This window comes from Bacillus sp. ok061, assembly GCF_900108285.1.
In the GTDB taxonomy this organism is placed as follows: Bacteria; Bacillota; Bacilli; order Bacillales; family Bacillaceae_G; genus Bacillus_A; species Bacillus_A thuringiensis_S.
Genome location: NZ_FNUW01000045.1, coordinates 1 through 20,790, shown reverse-complemented (window position 1 = coordinate 20,790; position 20,790 = coordinate 1). Strand labels below are relative to the sequence as shown.

Sequence of the window (20,790 nt, the reverse complement as noted above, 5' to 3'; positions counted from 1 at the left end):
TTTACGCTTTTGAAAAACGTTCAAATACTGTCATTAATTCTTCAATTGCTTCGTCACCATTTCCATTTTTAATAGCTCCTGAAACACAATGACTCGTATGATTTTTGAGAACGCCCATTCCTACTTTTTTCATCGCTGCATTAATCGCTGAAATTTGCACTAAAATATCTACGCAATAACGATCATTTTCAATCATGTTTTGAATACCGCGAACCTGTCCTTCAATTCTCTTTAATCTATTTATAATCTGTTCTTTTTCTTTTTCTGATCTATGTGTTACTGCTTCATGCTCTTTATGATCCATATTATCACCTTCTTAAAGTTTCTCTTCATCCAATAAAACAATTGTTTTTATGAGTATACCAATTATAGCATTAAATATCTACGCATGATACCCCATAAGAGTATATTTACACTTTATGATTATTCTTAACAACTCATTAGCTTCTTAATCTCAATTTTCAGTATACCCTTTCCTTTTTGTCAAAAAAATCATGATATCTCTCATCAAAATTCAATAAAGTGAAACAAGAATAAGCGGGGATTACCCGCCCCCGCTTATTCTTCGTCTATAATGCTTAAATTTTAATTTTCAGATATTTAATTCGAGAATTTTTTCTTTCCATATATAATTATTGCTGATCACATACTTTTGTATCATTCACTACTGAAGTTCCTTCAACGGTTACCGTATGAAAACAGTCATTTACTCGAACTGTCACAACATTATCTTGCCGATCAATGATATGATATTCATTAAAATTTTTATTTAGAGCACTGCGAATTTGTTCTCCTTCATAAATTGGGATGCCATGCGATAGAACCCAAATAAGTCCAGCGATAGCAAGAATAGTTTTCATACGATCTACCTCCTTGGGAATATAGTGAACTTTTAATCCATGCTTTTTCAGCTCTAAGAATCATGATTGGAATAAACCAAGCCTTTTTGGAAATAAGTTCATTTCGTCTATTTTATGTTTATGCTAATTGTGACCGATTTGTGACAACTTTTTGTCTCTTTAGACGAAAAGTTGAAACAAAACTTTCAAAAAGGACAATTCTACATATTAAAAAAGGTTATGGAATGTTTCATCCATAACCTTTTTAAGCTCAATTCTACAACTCATCCACCGTACTTCATGTGATCTTTGTAGACTTGTTTTATTTTCATTCAGTGGCATCAAAGCAAAACTTCGAAAATACTTCCCACACAAGTTCATTTCTGCTACTTACCCCAGTCTTTTCAAAAATGGATTTTAAATGATCTTGTACCGTGTATATAGATATACAAAGTTCTTCGGCTAATTCCTTTGTCGACATACCTGTAAGAATTTTACGTATTACTTGCTTCTCACGCATTGTAAAACTATAAGCTTTCATAGCTAATTTATTAACTATCATGAAGGAATGTGGCTTTACTCAAATGACTCGCTTTTTCACTAGTTTTTTAATTGATGGATACGTTGCCTTTAAACAATAAGGAAAAAAAGGTAAGCAATTGCTTACCTTCTTTCCTATACGTAACTAATAAACCTCAACCCTTTACTTAAAGACGTCGGCACAACAGATGCATGATTCTCCCCTTCAGCTTCATAAAACTTAAATTTAAGTTTATCGTGGGTTACTTGGAGAAGGCGCTCTGATAATTCATTTGCACCTACAACCATATGCTCTCGTTCTAGTGACCCAACTGTAAGGAACACTCCTGTTTCAAACTTAGCATTGTTTAATTCATGTATAAGGTTCTCTTCTTTTTCAAATACGGATTTATTATTCCACCATATAGATGGACTACTAATAAAATAATTTTGAAAAGCATTTAAGTTTGTAAATAGTATATGCAAAGCAAATAGTCCACCTAAAGAATGTCCAAATAACGTTTGCTTACTTTTATCAATCTCAAAATTCTTTTCAATTTGCGGCTTCAATTCTTCTTCAATAAAAGTAAAGAAATTATGTGCTCCTCCTGTTTTAGGCCACGGTTTACCGCCTGGTTTTAAAGGGGCATCTTTTGAAATTACGCTAGGCGTAAAATCATAGCATCTTTCTTCCCCTGAAAATGCGCCTTCAATTGGATAACCCACTCCTACTATAATAGCTGGTGAAACACCGGTTTTTTCCGCTCTTACTGATTGTATTTTAACTGCTTCATGAAATGTTTGAAAAAAGGCATTGCCATCTAATACGTAAATGACAGGATATCCTGAATCCGGTGCTGGTTGCCTCGGCTTTGAAATATGAATTTGATATTCCTTACCTTCTAATTTTGAATACATTTTCCACTGCTCTGTATTAGATGTTATAATCTGCTGTTTTTCAATTGTAGTATTCACCCTATCCCCCCCTTTTAACTTGTTACATATATTTCGATTTTTTCTTCTTGAGATACAACGCTATCGTAACCGAAACAAACAGGAGCCCCATTATACGGATCAATCATGACACGCGCATCAATATGAAATACTTCTTTTAACACTTCATTTGTAATGATTTCTTCTGGGCTACCAGTTGTAACAATTTCGCCTTCCTTCATTGCAATAATTTCATCTGAAAACCTTGATGCATGGTTAATATCATGTAATACCATAACAACCGTACAATTATGTTCTTTATTTAACTTCTCCACAATTTGTAATACATCTAATTGATGAGACATATCAAGGTATGTAGTTGGCTCATCTAATAGCAACACTTCTGTCTCTTGTGCTAATGCCATCGCTAGCCATACCTTTTGTCTTTGACCGCCTGATAAATTTGCAATTTGTCTCGTTCGAAATTCAGAAGTTTTCGTTATATCTAATGCCCAATCAATCATTTCTTTATCTTTTGTCGTTAACTTATTTACGTTATTGCGATGTGGATAGCGTCCATAAGAAATTAATTCTTCCACTTTAAGTTCACCTGGTGCAATTGGAGTTTGCGGGAGTAAAGCTAACTGCTTCGCAATTTCTTTCGTTGGAATTGTATGTAAATCTTGCCCTTGCAAATATACTTTTCCACTTTTTTGTTTTAAAATTCTTCCCATTGTTTTTAACAATGTCGATTTACCGCAACCGTTTGGGCCTATAATTGTCGTTACTTTTCCTTCTTGTATTTCCACATTTAAATCGCGAAACACTGTAAGCTTTTCATAACTTGTTTCTAAATTTTTTGCACTTAAAATACTCACTTTTATTCCTCCTCTTACGCTTTCGCCATATAAAGTAAATATAAGAAATACGGTACACCGACAATAGAAATAACGATTCCAACAGGTAGCTCTACAGGTGTGAAAACTGTTTTCGCAATAAAGTCTGAAGCAATTACAAGAAACATTCCGATTACGCCGCACGTAGGAATTATATACTTATGTTGAATACCGACAAGCCTTTTCGCTATATGCGGTGCCATTAAGCCAATAAAACCGATACTCCCTGAAACAGCAACACATGCGCTCACAAGCCCGATACTACTTAATAGTAAAATCGATTTCTCTCTTTCTACTGAAACACCTAAACTTGTAATACTCGTTTCTTCCAATTGAAATAAATCTAATAAATAAGCTTTCTTTTGTATAAGCGGAATTAAGATAATAAGCCATGGTAACATAGCCACAATATACTTCCAGTTCGCACTATATATGCTTCCAGACACCCACACTGCGGCCATTTCAAAATCAGTTGACTTCATTTTGAGTGATAAGTACATAGAAAAGGCTCCAAATCCTGATCCAATTGCAATCCCTGTTAATAAAAGTCGCTGCGAATCTAATTTACCGTTTTTCCAAGAAAACAGATAAATGATGATAGCTGCACCTAATCCGCCTACTAAACCAAACATTGGCATCATCATAATAGAAACCCAGTCTGTGCTTTTTAATTGTCCTTGAAAGAAAAACATAAAAATGACGATCGCTGTTCCTGCTCCTGCATTTACGCCTAAAATACCTGGGTCTGCCAATCCATTTCTCGTAATCCCTTGAATAACAGCACCTGCAACGCCGAGGCCTAATCCTACTAACCCAGCAATTACGATGCGTGGAAGACGAAAATCAAAGATAACTAGATCATGTTCTGGTACTGGATCAATTCTAAAAAGTGTTTTAAATACATCCGTAATCGTAATATCAAACGTACCGTTCGTTAAACTAATATAAATAGCAACAAAAATTAAAAATATAATAATCCCCATCGTCATTCCGAAACGTTGACTTGAACTTTTAAGCATGTCTCTCTCCTCCTCTAGTACGGATTAAATAAAGGAAGAAAGGAATTCCAATTAAGGAGGTAACGACTCCAATAGGTGTTTCAAATGGATAGTTTACAAATCTACTCAAAACGTCACATAACGCTAAGAAAACGCCACCAATAACACCTGCACATGGCAAAATCCACTTATAATCTACCCCAATTATAAAGCGGGTAATGTGCGGAATAATTAAACCTACAAAACCAACTTTCCCCACTAAAGCAACTGCTGTTCCTGTTAAAAAGATAACTGATAAAATTGCCATCGCTTTGACTAGTTTTGTACGCTGCCCTAAATTAATAGAAACCTCTTCGCCTAATGAAAGAATGGTAATAGATTTTGATATTAACAGTGCTAAAATTATTCCAATTATCCCAAACGGTATCGTGATTTTAATGATATTAGGATCTACTTGATCTAACTTTGCATTAAACCAAAAACTAACATTTTGAGAAATTTGAAAATACGAAGCCATTGCAGCCGATACACTGCTTAAAAATGTTCCAATAACTGTTCCTATAATCGCTAACCTAACTGGTGATAAGCCATTTTGAAGGAGCGAACCAAAACCAAACACGATACCGGCTCCTAGTGCAGAACCAATCATTGAACATAAAACCATACCAATTGATGACATTCCCGGAAGAAAAATCATGCTAAGTGTAATAACAAAGGCAGCGCCATCCGTCACACCCATAATAGAAGGGGATGCAAGATAGTTTCTTGTCATCCCCTGCATAAGTGCTCCTGATATGGCTAGAAATGCTCCGACTAAAAGAGCTGCAACTACCCTTGGTAAACGTGAAGTAATAATAATATTATGATTTACATCGCTTGAATCAAAATGAAATAATGCGTTCCACACTGTTTCAGCGTCAATACTTTTTGCCCCATACAAAATCGAAAGTATAACTGTAAATAAGATGAGTATGGGTGCTATACATAATATAGTTACTGGTACTGCATTTGTTTTCTGCATATCATTCAACGCACCTTACTTATTGTATTATTTAGATAAATCTTTCACTGCTTCTTTTAAGAATGCTGTTTTACTCCAAGCTGTACCACCTTGTGCCATTGGGTCTACAACATTTACAAATACTTTCTTTTCCTTCGCAGCGTTCATACTTTGCCAAATTGGATTATTTTCAATGTCTTCTAGCACTTTCGGTTTATTATTTTCACTTGCCTCGTATTGTAAGAAGATATAATCAGGATTAACTTCAGCTAATTTTTCTAAAGAAATTTTTTCTTGTGCTTTTACCGTTTTAAGTTGTTCTGGAGCAGTTAGTCCAAGATCTTTATAAATTACGGGGTTAAAGTATACTCCTTCTGGGTATAGGAATAAGTCATTTGCTCTTAGTCTAATGACAAGTACTTTTTTATCTTTTAACTTATCTCCTAGTTTTGCTTTTGCTTTTTCAGCGTCCGAATTGTAGTCTTTAATAATTTTTTCTGCTTTATCTTTTTTACCAGTTAATTCTCCCATTAACTTTAAGTTATCTTCCCAATTTGTTGAAACGTGTGATACCGGGAATGTAGGAGCTACTTTCGTAAACTTTTCAGCTGTTTCTGCTGGGAATTTCGTACTTGATGTAATAACGTCTGGTTTTAATTGAAGTAATGTTTCGAAATTTGGTTCCATTTTCTCACCAACAGATTTCGCACCTTCTAAATCTTTCTCAAGATACTTCGGTAATTTACCACCCACAGTAATGGCACCAACTGGTTTAATTCCAAGTACTGCCGCATCTTCCATTGACTCTAAACTAGCTGTCGCAATTTTATCTACTTTTGCTGGCACTGTATATTCTTTACCTAAATATGTAATTTTTCGCTTTTCATCTTTTTTCGTTTCCGTAGCTTTTGTCTGTTGTTTTTGCTCGCCTGAAGTTTTATCCGCACTATTACATGCCGCTAAACCTACACTTAAAACTGTAACCATTCCTAAAGTAAATAATTTCTTGTTCATCTTTATATGTCTCCTCTCGAATTTTCAAACTATATTCTCAATAAAATTTAACTATATGAATCTTGTCCCATATATATATTTCATTAGATTAATAATTTTATCCAGAACTCATTCTCGTTCACTTCCCCTAGACTATAATTCTTTTACACCTTTATCACTTGATAATCCTTTTCACTGATAATGATTATCGTTACTAAGTATATATTTAATATGAAATTATTTCAAGAATGATTTGAAAAATTTTAACAAACTGAATAAAAAAAGAAGTATCCACCTAATATTAGAGAGATACTTCTTTTTTTAGAAATTTATATATAATTCAACTGGACAATGGTCTGATCCCATTACTTCACTATTAATTTTCACTTCTGTTATTTGGTCTTTCATTCTTTCCGAAACAACAAAATAACCTAAACGCCATCCAATATTTTTTGCTCTCGCTCCCATCCGATACGACCACCACGAATATGCACCTTCTTGATTAGGATAAAGATAACGATACGTATCAACAAATCCTTCTTCTAAAATACATGTAAATTTCTCTCGTTCCTCATCAGAGAATCCAGGGTTTTTACGATTACTTTTTGGATTTTTCAAATCGATTTCTTTATGAGAAACATTTAAGTCTCCACAAAAAATAACTGTTTTTTTCTCATCTAATCGTTTGATATAGGACCTGAAATCATCTTCCCATTTCATTCTGTAATCTAATCGTTCTAATCCACGTCTTGAATTTGGTGTATATAACGTTATCATGTAAAAATCTTCGAATTCTAAAGTAATAAGTCGCCCTTCTTGATCATGCTCTTCAATGCCTAAACCATATGTAACTGAAAGCGGTTCTTTTTTCGAAAAAATAGCCGTTCCTGAATATCCTTTTTTCACAGCATAATTCCAGTATGTATAATATCCCTCTAGATTTAAATCAATTTGCCCTTCTTGTAATTTAATCTCTTGTAGACAAAATATATCAGCACTTGATTCCTCAAGATATTCCAAAAATCCACCTTTTGCGATAACTGCTCGCAAACCATTTACATTCCATGAAATTAACTTCACTTTTAGCCCTCCTCTTGATGTTTATTTCCAAATTTCATGCTATCAAAAAATAGAAAAACAATCATATTTTCACCTTTGTAATCTTGCTCTTACATTTATGAATACATACATACGCACTTTATTCAGGTTATACTAATTTCAGAGGTGATGTTCTTTGTACAACGAAAGAGTTACATTAACAAATGAGTATTGGCAAGCAATTATTCATAATGATTCTTCCTATGATAGCAAATTCTTTTATGCTGTGAAATCAACTGGAATCTTTTGCAGGCCATCATGCAAATCAAGAATACCGAATAGAAACAATGTACGAATTTTTCATCATGCAGAACAAGCATTAAGTGAAAACTTTCGCCCGTGCAAACGTTGTAAGCCAAACGGGATCACTTTACCTAATGAAGAGTGGGTAGAACAAATTAAAGACTATATCGAAAAGCATTATGACGAATCCTTAACTCTCGACATGCTTGCGGAAATGTGTCACGGTAGCCCTTTTCATTTACAGCGTACTTTCAAAAGAATAATAGGACTAACTCCTATAGAATATATACAACAATTCAGGGTTCTTAAAGCAACCGAATACCTTTTACACACAAATCAATCTATTAAAGAAATTAGTACTGCTGTCGGGATAGAAAACCCAGAGTATTTCGCAACTTTATTTAAAAAGAAAACCGGATTTACTCCTACTGAATATCGAAAAAAGAACGAAATGAAAGAGGGATACGATAATGAATTCCTACAAAAATAATTATATATATTGGACGCTACTTACACATAAAAATTGGCGATTTCATATTGCTGCAACTGAAAATGGACTATGTTTCATTGGATCACAAGAAGAAAACTTTGAAGAATTAAATATATGGGCTAGAAAAAAACTGCCCCAACATATATTGATCCATAGTCCAGATTACTTGCAAATATATACGAAAGAAATTATCGAGTATTTAGAAAACAAGCGAGAAACTTTTACATTCCCTATCGATGCTTATGGAACTAATTTTCAATTATCTGTTTGGAATACGGTACGTGAAATTCCTTATGGAGAGACATATTCTTATACAGAAATTGCTGAAAGAATTCAAAAACCTAAAGCTGTGCGCGCCGTTGCTTCCGCTATTGCTGCTAACCCTCTTCTTATTACAATTCCTTGTCACCGCGTTATTGGGAAGAATGGGAAACTAACCGGATTTAGGGGTGGATTAGAAATGAAGAAAAAATTGCTTGCATTAGAAGAGGTGCAGGTGGAATTCATATGACAGCAGAATATAATAGCGCATTATCTGTAGCAGTTCCGAAAGAATTTTGTTTCCAAGAAAATTTACGTTATCTATTACGTTCTAACAATGAATGTATGTTCCATATTGAAGACAACAAAATTTATAAAGTTATCCCTGTGCAAGATGTAAATCCTTTAGTTGAAATTAGTTTGAATACTGATGGCAATGTTCAAATACGTTTTTTAGGAGAGTTATATACTCATGAAAGATGGGTAAGCGATGCTGTAGCTAACTATGTAAAAGAATGGTTTGATTTAACTACTGATTTAGCCCCTTTTTATACATTAGCTAAACATGATTTACTCCTTCAAGGACCAATTGAACAATATTATGGCCTTCGTAATTTAGGTATTCCAGACTTATTTGAGGCACTTTCCTGGGGAATTATCGGTCAACAAATTAACCTAACATATGCTTATACACTAAAAAGAAGATTAGTTGAGCAATTTGGAAGTTATGTAGAATGGGACGGTAGAAAACATTGGATATTCCCATCACCTGAAACAATTGCAAATCTACATATAGAAGATCTCCAACAATTAAAAATGACGACTAGAAAATGTGAATATTTAATCGGTATTGCGAAGCTTATTACAGAGAGAAAACTATCAAAAGAGGATTTACTGCAAACACAAGATGTAAAGGTTGCTGAGAAACAATTAACTGCTATCCATGGTATAGGACCATGGACTGCCAACTATGTTTTAATGCGTTGTTTAAGATTTCCTTCAGCTTTTCCAATTGATGATGTTGGTCTCCATAATGCAATTAAATTTATAACAGGATCCGAAAATAAACCGACTAAAAATGAAATAAAAGATTTTGCGGCAAACTGGGCTAATTGGGAATCTTATGCGACTTTTTATTTGTGGCGAGTACTATATTAAAAGAACCAAGTAGCACATTCGTACTACTTGGTTCTTTTTTAAGCTTGCTCCTCAAAACGTCTTGCAATTTCTACAATAACTTGAACAGCTTTTTCCATAGTACCTACCGAAACATACTCAAATTTACCGTGATAGTTTTCACCACCAGTGAAAATATTCGGCGTCGGTAATCCCATATATGATAATTGTGATCCATCTGTTCCTCCGCGAATCGGATGAATATTTGGTTCAATGTCTAAACTTTTCATTGCTTCATATGCAATATCAACAATTTCTCTTACCGGTTCAATTTTTTCAAGCATGTTATAGTATTGATCATTCATTTCTAAAACGACTGCATCTTTCCCATACTTCTCTTGCATTTGTTTCACAATATTTTCAATGGTATTTTTACGTGTTTCAAAATTTTCACGATCAAAATCTCGAATAATATAATATGCTTTACTTTGCTCAACATCACCATTTAAAGAGAGTAAATGGTAGAACCCTTCGTATCCTTCAGTATACTCTGGTGCCTCTTCTACTGGTAAATACCCGTTAAACTCCATAGCCAGTTTAGTTGCATTGCGCATTTTATTTTTCGCTGTTCCAGGATGTGTATTCGTTCCGTTAAACGTTAACTTAGCACCTGCAGCATTAAAACTTTCATACTCTAAACCACCTAATGGACCTCCATCCATCGTATAAGCAAATGATGCACCAAACGCCTCTACATCAAAATGCGCTGGCCCACGACCAATTTCTTCATCTGGTGTAAATGCTACTCTTATTTTCCCGTGCTTAATTTGCGGATTATGTATTAAATGGTTCATTGCAACCATAATTTCTGTAAGACCAGCTTTATCATCTGCTCCTAGAAGTGTTGTACCATCAGTTGTAATAATGGTATGTCCTTTATATGATGGTAATTCTGGGAACTGCTCTGGTGTTAACACAACATTTAGCTCTTCATTTAACGTAATTGCATTACCATCAAAATTTTCATGAATTTGTGGTTTGACGTTTTTCCCCGTAAAGTCTGTTGCCGTATCTAAATGAGCTAAAAATCCGATCACAGGAACATCCTTGTCCGTATTAGCTGGAAGTGTTGCCATTACATAGCCATTATCATCCATCGTTACTTCTGCTAACCCAATTTCTTTTAGCTCTTCCACTAATAACTTACCAAACTCAATTTGTCCTGGTGTTGTTGGTACTGTATGGCTTTCTTCATTTGATTGCGTATCAATTTTCACATATCTCGTAAATCTTTCAATAAGTTCTTGCTTCAAGTTCATTCACTCCCTTTTATGTTTCTCTCTCCATTATAATCCTTAAAAAGAAATATTTTAACTTTTTTGACTGTGAAGATGTATATTTCATTTACATTGTTAACCTTTTTAAACGAATGATAAAAAGACATAATATTTGTACATTAAAACCGTAACAGGTAACATACATAATTATAAAATATGGGAGGTTTTAAAGATGAGGTTAACTCTCTTTCGCTATTTTCTTTTTTTCTTAGGATTAATTTTCTTTGGCCTTGGAAATGCTCTTGCAGTCAAAGTAAAATTTCTAGGCTTGCACCCTTGGGAAGTTTTAAATATGGCTCTCTACCAAAAGTTTGGATGGAGCATTGGTACGTGGAGTGTCATATGTGGGTTATGTCTCGTTCTAATATCTTTACTAGTAGATCGAAAATATATAAATGTGGGTACATTTTTGAATGCACTACTTATCGGTCCCATTATGGACTTTTTCTTACAATCAAACATGCTTCCAGACGCTAGTAATTATTTATGGATAAACTTACTCATTTTATTTTCTGGTATTGCCATTACAGGTATCGGGGGAGGGATGTACGTTGCGGCTGGGGTTGGCGCTGGACCCCGTGATGGATTCATGCTTACTATTTCCGACAAAACAGGACTTTCTATTAGCCGTGCTAGAATCATAGTAGAATGTATTGTACTAGTTATTGGATTTATGCTAGGAGGTCCTGTTTTCATCGTAACTTTTCTGTACACCTTTATTCAAAGTCCAATCTTTCAGCAATCATTTAAGATGTTTCAAACACTTTTACATACTTTACATAACAAAAAGAAAATTAGTGAACATATTTAAAGTACAGCTTAATACAAATAAATTCACCCTATTTACGACTCTCACCGCAAATAGGGTGTTTCTGTTTTTATCTCGCAATTTAAGAATATATACTACTCATTCACAATAAAAGTATATACATCATCATGAATACAGCCATTTACTTTAATCACATACTTCCCAGGTTTATTAAAACTAATTGTGTATTTATTTAACTGAATTGCTTCTTTATCTCCAGAAAGAATATCAATGCTTCTGCCACTTAATACATACAATTCATTTAGGTTCATTGTTACATCAATTGTATTGAAATTTTCCACTTTCACTTGCTGTGCTTCCGCAACGCTTACACTTGGTTCTAAAAACAGTAGTCCACTTAATCCAATCGTACCTGCTAAAGCTACTCCCACAAACTTTTTAATCTTTTTCATCACAATGTCCTCCTTATAAATTTTGTGTAAAGGCGATTTTCTCCTTTACACCACAAAGCCTATATGTAATGAAATGAAAAGTAAACGGGGACAGTAAGACAAAATTCTACATCTTTTTCACGTATTGAATATAAATCCAACGTTTGGAGTTTTGACACATTTAAAATTGTTTCCCCAAACCAATTCCCCCATAATTTATTCAAATACTGAATAATTACTTATTGATTTAACATTCTAAAAATAGTTGATAAAGATGCTTTCTATTCAAACAAAAAAGACTTTGCTATAAAAGTAGCTTTTACAACAAAATCCATGCAACTAATTTTATTCCGCTTTCCATAATCTCTCTACATTCATTAATTGTTCTTCTTTAAACTCCATCTTATATATATCCGGTTTTGACGTATTCATTAAAAATTCAAAACCATATTGTTTATCAAAATAGTTCATCATTAATGTCATGACAAGCCCATGTGTACCAATTACAATTTTGCGTCCTTGAAAATCTATTAAGATTTCTTTTAATACCTTCACTACTCTTCTCTGGCAATCTGCATATGACTCTCCTTCCGTTCGTGCAAAGTCCGGATTAGAGAACATCTTCTGTACAAGTGGATACACCTCTTTGTCTGATATAACCTGATCCTCACTTGAAAACATACACTCTTTAAGATTTTCATATATTACTATTTCTTTTTCATGGAAATTAGCTGACTCCTCTATCGTTAACATAGCCCGATTATAGGGACTGGAAATAAAAGTATCAATTCTCTCCGCTTTTAATATATCAGTTACTCTACGGGCATCCATATGTCCCTTCTCAGTTAACCCGCGCATTCTTTCATTTCCTTCTAGTTTTGGTGATTCACCATGTCTAACCATATAAATATATGTGCTCATAATTTCTCCTTAAAATTGTTTATTAGTTAATAAATCACGTTCATTTATCCCATTTCAACACTTAAGCGTAATACTAAAATACTTTATAAAACGTGCTGATTTGTTCGTCTAATCCATTCTCCTACTAAACTTTCAAATAATTCAGGCTGTTCAATCTGCAAATTATGCCCTGCCATATCTAACACTGCTAATGTTGCCCTTGGATATTCTTCAATAATTTCTATAATATTTTGATAACCTACTGCTATATCTTGTCTTCCAGTCAGTAAAAGAACGGGTTTTTCATATTTTTCACGCTGAAAATCCATAGTAAGAGAGTAATTCTTTTGCAACCTTTCAATAAATTCATAATTAGCAACATCTAACCCAGGCTTAATTTCTTCTTTAAATCGCGTATATGTATATTGATTTGCTATTACAGCTAACTCACAAAATCCCTCTCTTTCCGTGGAAGTAAGCGTATTTAAAAATTCCTCATCTTGTACAATTACCTGTTTATCTGGAAGAATCCTTTTTTCTGGCTCCGCTACAACAACAGGACATACTAATAGTAATCCGCTAACTCTCTCAAACATCTTTGTAAGTATACCTTTGGCTAAATAGCCTCCATATGATTCTCCTACCAATAAAAATTTTTCAGTAGAAATGATTTCCTCAATAAATGTGATAAGCACCTCTACTATACGATCTGAACTATTTATCCAATTTGGAGCATTCGATTTTCCCATACCAGGTAAATCAATATATATTCGCTTATAACCTTCATATTTCTGAAATACTGATTCCATACATTTCATCATTAACCTATGGTCAGGGGAGCAGCCATGTATGATAATGACCGGTTTACCCTCTCCCACAATTTCATAGTATATTTCTGCATCTTTAATTCGATATATCATAAAAAAACCTCCCTATTTAGTGGCAATACTATCTACTCTGTAAGAATACACGTTCTTATTTTACATCCTTTCTCAACATTTTCACAAATGTTAATTTTCAGATTAAAAAATAAAAAGCTCACCTAAAAAAGATCCTCATCATTTTATATGCAATTTTGCATCTCCACTTACAAATCAATAAAAAAACTTTACAATTCAAAGGATGACTAAATATACAATTTCTATTTAAAGTCTTGATACAGTCTATACTATCAACTGTAATATTTTTTCAACTTTAAGAATACTTACACTCTTTAACACTTTCCTTATAAACATGATTTTTATAAGGAAATCTGATACAATTCTTAAATAATATTATTATGTATAGATATAACGAACATAGTGCATAATTAAAGAAGGTGATTTCATTGAAATTAAATAAAAATTTACAATTATGTATATTAATTGGGACGTTAATATGCTATTCAATCTATTTTATGTTTTTCTATCTGTTCCCTACTTATTTTTCAAATTCAGATGTACGCTTCGCTTCACTTATCGTTGAAGCCATTACATTTGTATCACTGATTTACTCTATATATTCTAAAAAAGTCAGTTCAAATCCATTTTGGATATGTATTACAATAGCAATTGGTAGTTTTTTATTAGGGAAAATAGTATATACATATCAGGATAGCTTCTTCGAAATTCCAATAGATCGTTTTACTATTTCTGATGTATTTTACATGTTTTTTCTACTTTTCTGTCTTATCGCTTTCTGCTATAAAATTTTAAAGGAATGCAATAAATGGGAAAAAGCATTCTTTATTTGTGATATATGCATAGTGCTTACTTCCATATTTACATTAGAATGGTATTTATTTAATCAGCCAAATTTAAATATATTCGCTCTTTCACTAGGAGATGTTTTCCTTTCATTTTTATACCCAATTGCAGATTTATTATTTCTACTGCTAGGTGTTAGTCTCTTTTTCCGTCCAACAATTTTTAATTCCAAACGGAAAATTTATATTTTTATTTTTGTATTAATAAGTTCTGCAACTTTTAACTATATTTATTTTTACTTAAATAACCATTTATCAACTGAAACGATAACATTATTACGTCTTTTATATAGAATACCTATATTACTTATTGCAATAGCTGGCTCTATTTCAGAAGATCATAATAGCCATAAAAATTATTTCATTGTAAACCCTATAATAGGAAAAAAAGCTTTAGTTGTATTTCCCTATCTTGCTGTTGCAATACTAATCGGGTTTACATTAAAAGAACAAACATCATCTTCAACTCTCATTACAGGAAATTGTATTACTTTTATTTTCGTACTCATTCGTCATTCTATCGTACGTATGCAAAACAATTCCTTAACAAAACGTTTGCAGGCATTTAATGCCCAACTTGAAGAAAAAGTTACTTTACGGACTTCTGATTTAGTTCATAAATCAGAGGCTCTTTCTCAAAAACAACAAAAATTCAAATCATTATATGAATATCATCCTGACCCTATTTTCACCATTGATTTAAATGGAATATTCTTAAATGTAAATAAGGCTGGGAGTGTACTACTTGGAGCACCAACAGATGAGTTACTCGGTGAAACTTGTTTTTCGATTATTTTAGATGAAGATAAGCATAAGCTAGCATTGGCATTAGAGAAAGTGAAACAACAAGAATCGGCATCCTTACAACTTAGTTCTCAATATAAAGATGGCTTTACTTATTTTTTATACGTTACAATCATTCCTATTATAATAGACGGACAAATTTCAGGAAGCTATATTATGGTGAAAGATATTACTGCACTAAAAAAACAGCAAGAAGAAATAAAATATTTAGCGTTCCATGACACTGTAACGAAAATTGGGAACCGCGCCTTTTTCCATAAGAAATTAAAGAGAGTTATAAAAAATACTAAAATAACAGAAAGCGAGTTTGCCTTATTATATTTAGATTTAGATCGCTTTAAAGCAATTAACGATACACTTGGACATTCGTCAGGAGATTACATATTAGAAGAAGTAGCAAAGCGATTCCAATCATGTCTTCCATCACATACTCATCTTTCAAGAATCGGTGGCGATGAATTTACAATCATAATTGAAAACTATACTGACGAAGATTACTTATTCCAATTATGCAACCAATTATTTGAATGCATGAAAAAATCATTCATCATACATGAGCATAAATTAACTTTATCACTGAGTATCGGCATCGCTATTTATCCACATTCCGGAATCGATACCGCTACACTTCTGAAAAACGCTAATGTTGCAATGTATGATGCAAAAGCAAAAGAGCTTAATTCTGTCTCTATTTATGACGATGTAATCGCTAAAAAAATTGAAAGACGATTACGATTAGAAAAAGATTTACCAAACGCACTACAAAATGAAGAATTGTTCCTTTTGTATCAACCTCAAGTTGATAGTAAATCTAATAAAATTATCGGTGCAGAAGCTTTAATTAGGTGGAATCATCCTGAATTAGGTATTATTTCTCCATACGAGTTTATTCCGATTGCAGAAGAAACACTACAAATTATTTCAATAGGAAAATGGACATTAGAGCAGGCTTGTAAGCAAATGAAACGTTGGCACGCACTCGGATATTCACATTTAAAAATAGGTGTAAATTTATCTGCTAAAGAATTTGAACAAGAGGATTTTGTAAAATCTATTTCTTCTACTTTAACAAATACAGGTTTACCAGCAAGCTCTCTTGATCTTGAATTAACAGAGCGAATTGCGATGATGGATGAACGAGAAACATTGATAAAACTGCGTACACTAAAAAGTTTAGGGATTCACATTTCAATCGACGACTTTGGTACAGGTTATTCTTCGCTAGCCTACTTACCTTTATATCCAATTGATACGTTAAAAATCCCGAGAGAATTTATTACAATGTCTGAAACATGTGATGATGGAATGGAAATTATTAAAACGATTATCACATTAGCAAATACACTAGGAATGTCTGTCATTGCTGAAGGTGTAGAAACGAAAGAGCACGTAAATTTCCTTCAAAAAAATAAATGTCAGTTTATTCAAGGTTATTATTACAGTAAACCTATTCATATTAATGCATTTACTGAGCTATTAGAAAACGGCATTCACCCATAGTACAAGCTAATTAGAATAAATAATAATGAATTGGAACAAATATAGTAAAAAGGAAAGAAGATACCTTCTTTCCTTTTTACTATATTTCTATTACTTCACCACTTCATTTATTATATCTATTAATTGATGAATCCCCTCATCATTTGTTTTCTTATACCCATTCATGTTTTGAATATATTTCTCCTTATTTGTATACAACTTATTTACTGCATGTATAAATGTATTCGTACTTACTCTGTCTTGGAGTATAACTTCCGCATATCCTTGCCGTGAAAAATATTCAGCATTTAAAACTTGATCTCCCCTACTGGAACTGTTAGTTAACGGGATAAGCAACATCGGTTTCTTCAAAAATAACAATTCAGAAATAGCAGTAGAACCCGCTCTGGAAACTACAACACTTGCCATATTTAGTATATGCGGCAACTCGTCGCCTATATATTCAAATTGCATATACCCCTCCATGCCAATAGATGGGTCTACCTTCCCTTTACCACATATATGAATAATATTAAAGTTTAATAGTATTGTATCTAAACATTTCCTTACCATATCATTTATCCACTTAGCACCCTGACTCCCACCCATAATTAATAATACTGGTTTATCTTGCTGAAATTCACAATATCTTCTTCCTCGTAATACGTTACCCTTCTCAATTTCTTCCCTTACAATCGGTCCTACATAAACCTTCTTCTCATTACTTACATTTTCTCCTGTCTGAGGAAATGTTGTGCATAGCTTTGTAGCAAAAGGTAATGCTATTTTATTGGCAAGTCCTAATGTGCTATCTGGTTCACGTATAATTATAGGCACACGATTTAACCATGCTCCTATAGCTACAGGAACTGAAACAAATCCTCCTGCTGAAAAGATAACGTCAGGCTTTGTTTTCTTAATTAATTTATAACTTTGTAAACAACCGCTTATAATTTTAAAAGGATCTTTAAAATTCTCCCAATCCCAATATCTCCTAAGCTTGCCCGTTGAAACACTATTGTATTTAACATTTTGCACTAATGATTTTTCAATTCCATTTTTGGATCCAATATACTCGACTCTCCATCCTTGCTCTATAAATTTAGGAATTAATACAATATTAATCATAACGTGTCCGGCTGTACCGCCCCCAGTAAAAAGAATCGTTTTGCTCATAACTTATACCCACCTTTATTATTAAAAATCTAGCTTTATATTTACCTTTTAAATGTAAATAAACTTATTATTTTTTATATAACTCTTTAACTCCACCTCTATATCTTGTAAAAGATCTTTAATGAGTTCATAAAAATCATTTCCATACTCACTACACTCATATTGAGCAAAGATTTGAATCACATACCTAGTTTCGGTCTCTAATGCTGAATTTATTCGATTAACCCTTTTTTCTTCTACATACGCTTGATATTTATGTATTGCCTCATAAAGACGCAATACATGCGCTTCTTCATCTCTCCAGTCCAGCGTATCAACAATTGAAAGAAATAGCGTATTTTGATTATCTATTACTTCATAACCATTCATATATTTCTTACACCCTTTTTTGCTTTTCATTGAATGCAGATGTCACTACACTTCGCATACTCAAGTACATCTTTTAATGATTGATGAAATTCAATTTCTGGGATCCAACCTAACCTTTTTATTTCCTCTATTGCTAAACTCTCATTTGAGTCGCTCCCACTTTTCTCTGTTTCCTCTATAAAAAAATTTAGCTGTGTTAATTTTTTATATTGTTCTAGTACATCTAATAAAGATCGTTTTACTCCTGATCCGATATTATATTGTTTTCCATTTATTCCATCTCGTAATAACACATGATACGCTTTAACCGCATCACGTACATCTAGAAAATCTCTACTATCTTTTAAACTGTTTACTTCAATAATGGCTTTACTTCTACCTGATTCTATATCTATCATTTTCTTTGCGAGAATCGAACAAATGCCATTCGATTCCCCTGGACCAATTAAGTTTGAGGGCTTTGCAATGATAATATTTGAATCCATTAATCCTCCCCAAGCCTCTGCAATAATGACTTGCATCGTTTTACTTAAACTATATGGATTTGAAATTTTTATTTCGTTCATACTATCTGCTTGCAAAGCAGATCCTATAACTAATGTTCTACAATGCGAGGCTTCTTGCTTAATTGCTTCTAATAAATATAACGTTCCTATTACATTAATCTCTATATACTCAAGAGCAGCTGTCCAAGATTCTATAACCGAATTCCTTCCTGCTAAATGCAATACGTAGTCTGGCTTTATTTGTTTCATTACCTTCATTACTTCGCTCTTATTAGTTAAATTACAAGTAATACCATTTCTAATTTTTTCTCTATGTGCACGATTTTGAAACATAGGAATTACATAAAAGCCCTGCTCTAAAAAATATTGGCAAGCATGGCGTCCTGTGAAACCATTTGCACCAGTTATTAAAAGGCTCGCATTTTTTTTCATCGCAAAAACCCTCCTTTTAATAGCATTTGTTTCACCTCATGTTTTGCAAGCAAGTCTTGTTGAGAACTAAAACTCTTCACATCCACTAGCGGATAGCTAGAATAATATTCTTGAAGTCCTTCTATAGGAATAGTCGGTAGTACCACAAAATAATTTTGATCAAAACTTATACTTGTTTTACTCTCTACCTCAGATAGAAGCATTTCACTTAATTTTTCACCCGGTCTTATCCCTACCTTTTTTACCTTAATGTTTTCTTTTTCCGAATCTTCAATTAATATTTCCGCTAAATCTGTTATTTTACATGCCGGCATTTTCATAACAAAGATTTCCCCGCCTCTACCTTGATATACGGCTTTAAATAACATTCCAACAGCATCTTCAACTGTTAAGAAAAATCTAGTCATATTCGCATCGGTAATCCCTACTTGTGAAGATTTTTTAATTTGTTGTTTAAAAAGCGGTACTACACTTCCACTCGTCCCTAAAACATTTCCACCACGAACACAAATGAATTTTGTTTTCTTCGTTTGTATATTCGCATGAACCATTAATTTTTCACCAATTGCTTTTGTCATCCCATACGTATTTGATGGATCAGCTGCTTTATCCGTTGAAACATATATAACTTTTTCAACTTGCATCTGTATAGAGGCTTCAATTACATTTTGCGTACCATGTATGTTAGTTTTTATAGCTTCATAAGGATAATACTCACATACTGGAACGTGTTTTAAAGCTGCAAGATGGAATACATAATGTACACCTTGGCAAGCATAGACTAGTTGATCTTTATCACGAATATCTCCAATTATAAATTTTAACCTATCATCATTTATAAACTGTTGCTGCATTTCAAACTGAACCGTTTCATTTCTTGAAAAAATTCTAATTTCTTTCGGTGATTTTTCTAATAGTTGTTTTATAAGTTCATGCCCCCACGAACCTGTACCACCAGTAATTAAAATTATTTTATTTAACATTCCTTTTCCTCCTACCAAACATCTCAATTTAAATAGTATTTATTGAATTATTTTCAATTGATTCAAATCATAATCGTAGTTTGTTACATTTAATTGACAAAATAAAAAAACAGAAACTATTAAACATAGTTTCTCAGAGTGTTGGGAAACCCTTTAGGGTTCCCCACACTCTGGAATCATTTTGATTTTAGCGAATAAAAACAACATAAAATAATAGAGTTTCAAAAAAATAGCCCTCCACCAGACCTTTTTTGGTCAGATGGAGGGCTATTTTTTTCATGTTTTGACAAGTTGCGGTGAGATAAGCCTGCATTTGGACAGACTTCAGCCCCCGAAATCGAGCATATCGATAGCCATGTAGTTCTTTGGCGTCCGCAAAGCTTCGCTCTATAGTTGAACAGCGTACTTTGTACAACTTTTTCCCTGTAACTGTTAGTTTGTTTTTTCTAGCGATATCCTTATATTTCTCCCATA

21 protein-coding genes and 3 pseudogenes are annotated in these 20,790 nt (G+C 33.1%); 6 read left to right on the top strand and 18 right to left on the bottom strand.

What is annotated here, in order from left to right:
• Window position 1: 1 nt before the first annotated feature.
• The 3 genes and pseudogenes from C4S65_RS31595 to C4S65_RS31585 all read right to left on the bottom strand — a co-directional run.
• Complete coding sequence (locus C4S65_RS31595) at window positions 2-304, bottom strand: metal-sensing transcriptional repressor (protein ID WP_000349637.1); 303 nt, start codon at window positions 302-304, stop codon at window positions 2-4.
• A gap of 328 nt (window positions 305-632) precedes the next feature.
• Complete coding sequence (locus C4S65_RS31590) at window positions 633-860, bottom strand: hypothetical protein (RefSeq protein ID WP_000849103.1); 228 nt, start codon at window positions 858-860, stop codon at window positions 633-635.
• Between the two features lie 307 nt (window positions 861-1,167).
• Window positions 1,168-1,380, bottom strand: a pseudogene (locus C4S65_RS31585) (helix-turn-helix transcriptional regulator); the annotation flags it as partial.
• Between the two features lie 4 nt (window positions 1,381-1,384).
• On the opposite strand from C4S65_RS31585, the pseudogene C4S65_RS31580 reads away from it, so the two are divergent.
• Window positions 1,385-1,480, top strand: a pseudogene (locus C4S65_RS31580) (class I SAM-dependent methyltransferase); the annotation flags it as partial.
• A 34-nt stretch (window positions 1,481-1,514) separates the two neighbouring features.
• Here the strand turns inward: C4S65_RS31580 and C4S65_RS31575 are convergent.
• The 6 genes from C4S65_RS31575 to C4S65_RS31550 form a co-directional block, all read right to left on the bottom strand.
• Window positions 1,515-2,333 carry an alpha/beta hydrolase-fold protein gene (locus C4S65_RS31575; protein ID WP_097820433.1) on the bottom strand — a complete coding sequence of 273 codons (819 nt, stop codon included), beginning with the start codon at window positions 2,331-2,333 and terminating at the stop codon, window positions 1,515-1,517.
• Window positions 2,334-2,347: 14 nt separating this feature from the next.
• Window positions 2,348-3,169, bottom strand: a complete 822-nt coding sequence (locus C4S65_RS31570; RefSeq protein WP_000025766.1) for an ABC transporter ATP-binding protein — start codon at window positions 3,167-3,169, stop codon at window positions 2,348-2,350.
• A 14-nt stretch (window positions 3,170-3,183) separates the two neighbouring features.
• On the bottom strand, window positions 3,184-4,206 hold the full coding sequence (locus C4S65_RS31565) for an iron ABC transporter permease (protein ID WP_000920437.1): 1,023 nt from the start codon (window positions 4,204-4,206) through the stop codon (window positions 3,184-3,186).
• Window positions 4,199-5,206 (bottom strand): iron ABC transporter permease, encoded by a 1,008-nt coding sequence (locus C4S65_RS31560; RefSeq protein WP_001173064.1) that lies wholly within the window; start codon window positions 5,204-5,206, stop codon window positions 4,199-4,201. The genes C4S65_RS31565 and C4S65_RS31560 overlap by 8 nt, the downstream gene beginning before the upstream one ends.
• Window positions 5,207-5,233: 27 nt before the next feature.
• The gene (locus tag C4S65_RS31555; protein WP_001035497.1) at window positions 5,234-6,199 is read right to left on the bottom strand and encodes an iron-hydroxamate ABC transporter substrate-binding protein; all 966 of its coding nucleotides are present in this window, start codon (window positions 6,197-6,199) and stop codon (window positions 5,234-5,236) included.
• Between the two features lie 300 nt (window positions 6,200-6,499).
• Window positions 6,500-7,258, bottom strand: a complete 759-nt coding sequence (locus C4S65_RS31550; RefSeq protein WP_097960569.1) for an exodeoxyribonuclease III — start codon at window positions 7,256-7,258, stop codon at window positions 6,500-6,502.
• A gap of 154 nt (window positions 7,259-7,412) precedes the next feature.
• Between C4S65_RS31550 and C4S65_RS31545 the strand changes: the two genes are divergently transcribed.
• The 3 genes from C4S65_RS31545 to C4S65_RS31535 are packed head-to-tail and all read left to right on the top strand — an operon-like array spanning window position 7,413 to window position 9,428.
• Window positions 7,413-8,009 (top strand): bifunctional transcriptional activator/DNA repair enzyme AdaA, encoded by a 597-nt coding sequence (locus C4S65_RS31545; RefSeq protein ID WP_097820435.1) that lies wholly within the window; start codon window positions 7,413-7,415, stop codon window positions 8,007-8,009.
• Window positions 7,990-8,520, top strand: coding sequence for a methylated-DNA--[protein]-cysteine S-methyltransferase (locus tag C4S65_RS31540; RefSeq protein WP_001089846.1), 531 nt, complete (start codon window positions 7,990-7,992; stop codon window positions 8,518-8,520). The genes C4S65_RS31545 and C4S65_RS31540 overlap by 20 nt, the downstream gene beginning before the upstream one ends.
• Window positions 8,517-9,428 carry a DNA-3-methyladenine glycosylase gene (locus C4S65_RS31535; RefSeq protein ID WP_061666419.1) on the top strand — a complete coding sequence of 304 codons (912 nt, stop codon included), beginning with the start codon at window positions 8,517-8,519 and terminating at the stop codon, window positions 9,426-9,428. Before C4S65_RS31540 ends, C4S65_RS31535 begins: the two co-directional genes overlap by 4 nt.
• A 38-nt stretch (window positions 9,429-9,466) precedes the next feature.
• Here the strand turns inward: C4S65_RS31535 and pepT are convergent, their stop codons facing one another.
• On the bottom strand, window positions 9,467-10,699 hold the full coding sequence (gene pepT / locus C4S65_RS31530; protein WP_098838683.1) for a peptidase T: 1,233 nt from the start codon (window positions 10,697-10,699) through the stop codon (window positions 9,467-9,469).
• Between the two features lie 196 nt (window positions 10,700-10,895).
• Between pepT and C4S65_RS31525 the strand changes: the two genes are divergently transcribed.
• Window positions 10,896-11,534 (top strand): YitT family protein, encoded by a 639-nt coding sequence (locus tag C4S65_RS31525; protein WP_001241253.1) that lies wholly within the window; start codon window positions 10,896-10,898, stop codon window positions 11,532-11,534.
• Between the two features lie 92 nt (window positions 11,535-11,626).
• Here C4S65_RS31525 and C4S65_RS31520 read toward each other — a convergent pair whose 3' ends face one another.
• From C4S65_RS31520 to C4S65_RS31510, 3 genes are all read right to left on the bottom strand, one after another.
• The gene (locus C4S65_RS31520) at window positions 11,627-11,944 is read right to left on the bottom strand and encodes a hypothetical protein (RefSeq protein ID WP_000721347.1); all 318 of its coding nucleotides are present in this window, start codon (window positions 11,942-11,944) and stop codon (window positions 11,627-11,629) included.
• 324 nt (window positions 11,945-12,268) lie between these two features.
• Entirely contained in the window at window positions 12,269-12,844 is a 576-nt protein-coding gene (locus C4S65_RS31515) for a histidine phosphatase family protein (RefSeq protein ID WP_000109171.1), read from the bottom strand.
• Between the two features lie 83 nt (window positions 12,845-12,927).
• Window positions 12,928-13,743 (bottom strand): alpha/beta hydrolase, encoded by an 816-nt coding sequence (locus C4S65_RS31510; RefSeq protein ID WP_061666418.1) that lies wholly within the window; start codon window positions 13,741-13,743, stop codon window positions 12,928-12,930.
• Window positions 13,744-14,150: 407 nt separating this feature from the next.
• On the opposite strand from C4S65_RS31510, the gene C4S65_RS31505 reads away from it, so the two are divergent.
• Window positions 14,151-16,871, top strand: a complete 2,721-nt coding sequence (locus C4S65_RS31505; RefSeq protein ID WP_000773569.1) for a bifunctional diguanylate cyclase/phosphodiesterase — start codon at window positions 14,151-14,153, stop codon at window positions 16,869-16,871.
• Window positions 16,872-16,961: 90 nt separating this feature from the next.
• Here C4S65_RS31505 and C4S65_RS31500 read toward each other — a convergent pair whose 3' ends face one another.
• From C4S65_RS31500 to C4S65_RS31480, 5 genes and pseudogenes are all read right to left on the bottom strand, one after another.
• Window positions 16,962-18,026: an undecaprenyldiphospho-muramoylpentapeptide beta-N-acetylglucosaminyltransferase gene (locus C4S65_RS31500; protein WP_000047568.1), complete on the bottom strand. Its 1,065-nt coding sequence runs from the start codon at window positions 18,024-18,026 to the stop codon at window positions 16,962-16,964.
• 48 nt (window positions 18,027-18,074) lie between these two features.
• Window positions 18,075-18,425, bottom strand: a complete 351-nt coding sequence (locus C4S65_RS31495) for a DUF6572 domain-containing protein (protein WP_086407576.1) — start codon at window positions 18,423-18,425, stop codon at window positions 18,075-18,077.
• Entirely contained in the window at window positions 18,422-19,333 is a 912-nt protein-coding gene (locus tag C4S65_RS31490) for an NAD-dependent epimerase/dehydratase family protein (RefSeq protein ID WP_061666417.1), read from the bottom strand. The genes C4S65_RS31495 and C4S65_RS31490 overlap by 4 nt, the downstream gene beginning before the upstream one ends.
• Window positions 19,330-20,316 carry a UDP-N-acetylglucosamine 4,6-dehydratase family protein gene (locus C4S65_RS31485; protein WP_061666416.1) on the bottom strand — a complete coding sequence of 329 codons (987 nt, stop codon included), beginning with the start codon at window positions 20,314-20,316 and terminating at the stop codon, window positions 19,330-19,332. Before C4S65_RS31485 ends, C4S65_RS31490 begins: the two co-directional genes overlap by 4 nt.
• Window positions 20,317-20,492: 176 nt before the next feature.
• Window positions 20,493-20,790 (bottom strand): annotated as a pseudogene (locus tag C4S65_RS31480) (transposase); the annotation flags it as partial.

Coding starts and splice junctions, on each gene's coding strand:
- C4S65_RS31595 (WP_000349637.1), bottom strand. CDS start 304: ATGGATCATAAAGAGCATGAAGCAGTAACACATAGATCAGAAAAAGAA.
- C4S65_RS31590 (WP_000849103.1), bottom strand. CDS start 860: ATGAAAACTATTCTTGCTATCGCTGGACTTATTTGGGTTCTATCGCAT.
- C4S65_RS31565 (WP_000920437.1), bottom strand. CDS start 4,206: ATGCTTAAAAGTTCAAGTCAACGTTTCGGAATGACGATGGGGATTATT.
- C4S65_RS31560 (WP_001173064.1), bottom strand. CDS start 5,206: ATGCAGAAAACAAATGCAGTACCAGTAACTATATTATGTATAGCACCC.
- C4S65_RS31555 (WP_001035497.1), bottom strand. CDS start 6,199: ATGAACAAGAAATTATTTACTTTAGGAATGGTTACAGTTTTAAGTGTA.
- C4S65_RS31540 (WP_001089846.1), top strand. CDS start 7,990: ATGAATTCCTACAAAAATAATTATATATATTGGACGCTACTTACACAT.
- C4S65_RS31535 (WP_061666419.1), top strand. CDS start 8,517: ATGACAGCAGAATATAATAGCGCATTATCTGTAGCAGTTCCGAAAGAA.
- C4S65_RS31525 (WP_001241253.1), top strand. CDS start 10,896: ATGAGGTTAACTCTCTTTCGCTATTTTCTTTTTTTCTTAGGATTAATT.
- C4S65_RS31520 (WP_000721347.1), bottom strand. CDS start 11,944: ATGAAAAAGATTAAAAAGTTTGTGGGAGTAGCTTTAGCAGGTACGATT.
- C4S65_RS31515 (WP_000109171.1), bottom strand. CDS start 12,844: ATGAGCACATATATTTATATGGTTAGACATGGTGAATCACCAAAACTA.
- C4S65_RS31510 (WP_061666418.1), bottom strand. CDS start 13,743: ATGATATATCGAATTAAAGATGCAGAAATATACTATGAAATTGTGGGA.
- C4S65_RS31500 (WP_000047568.1), bottom strand. CDS start 18,026: ATGAGCAAAACGATTCTTTTTACTGGGGGCGGTACAGCCGGACACGTT.
- C4S65_RS31495 (WP_086407576.1), bottom strand. CDS start 18,425: ATGAAAAGCAAAAAAGGGTGTAAGAAATATATGAATGGTTATGAAGTA.
- C4S65_RS31490 (WP_061666417.1), bottom strand. CDS start 19,333: ATGAAAAAAAATGCGAGCCTTTTAATAACTGGTGCAAATGGTTTCACA.
- C4S65_RS31485 (WP_061666416.1), bottom strand. CDS start 20,316: ATGTTAAATAAAATAATTTTAATTACTGGTGGTACAGGTTCGTGGGGG.